The organism is Streptomyces viridiviolaceus (genome assembly GCF_014650995.1).
Classification (GTDB): Bacteria; Actinomycetota; Actinomycetes; order Streptomycetales; family Streptomycetaceae; genus Streptomyces; species Streptomyces viridiviolaceus.
The window spans coordinates 1-783 of record NZ_BMWA01000102.1; the positions used below are offsets into that span (position 1 = coordinate 1).

Genomic DNA, 783 nt, shown 5'->3' on the forward strand with positions numbered 1-783 from the left:
CCCCGGCCGGACGACTCCCGCCACCCGCCCGGTCGCCCTGGTCACCGGTGTGGGCCGCACCGTGGGTATCGGGGCCGGCATCGCCCGCCGACTGGCCGCCTCGGGCTGGGACATCGCCTTCACCCACTGGACCCCCTACGACGAACGCATGGCATGGGGCAGGGAACCCGGCGCGACCGAGGCGATCAGCCGAGCCCTTGCCGAACACGGCGCCTCCACCACGGCGATCGAGGCGGATCTCGCCGACGTGGACACCCCGGCACGCGTCTTCGACGAAGTCGAACAGCGGCTGGGCAGCGTCACCGCGCTGGTGATGTGCCACTGCGAGTCGGTCGACTCCGGCCTGCTCGACACGACCGTCGAGAGTTTCGACCGCCACTTCGCCGTCAACGCGCGCGCCCCGTGGCTGCTCATCCGCGAGTTCGGGCGCCGCTTCACCGCAGAACGGGGAACCGGCCGGATCATCAGCCTCACCAGCGATCACACCGTCGGCAACCTCCCCTACGGAGCGAGCAAGGGAGCACTGGACCGCATCACCCTCGCCGCCGCCCGCGAACTCGCCCACCTCGGCGTGACCGCCAACGTGATCAACCCCGGACCGATCGACACCGGCTGGATGTCCGAGGAGATCCGCGAGCACTGCATCCGCCACACCCCGCTCGGCCGTCTGGGCACGCCACAGGACACCGCGCACCTCGTGGACTTCCTGTGCTCCAGGGAAGGCGAGTGGATCAACGGCCAGCTGCTGATGAGCAACGGCGGCATCGCATAGAGCCCGACCGC

1 protein-coding gene is annotated in these 783 nt (G+C 70.4%); it reads left to right on the forward strand.

What is annotated here, in order from left to right; translation table 11 throughout:
* Nucleotides 1–772: SDR family oxidoreductase (locus IE260_RS41085; protein WP_373303483.1), on the forward strand; the 772-nt coding region annotated here is incomplete at its 5' end.
* Nucleotides 773–783 lie beyond the last annotated feature (11 nt).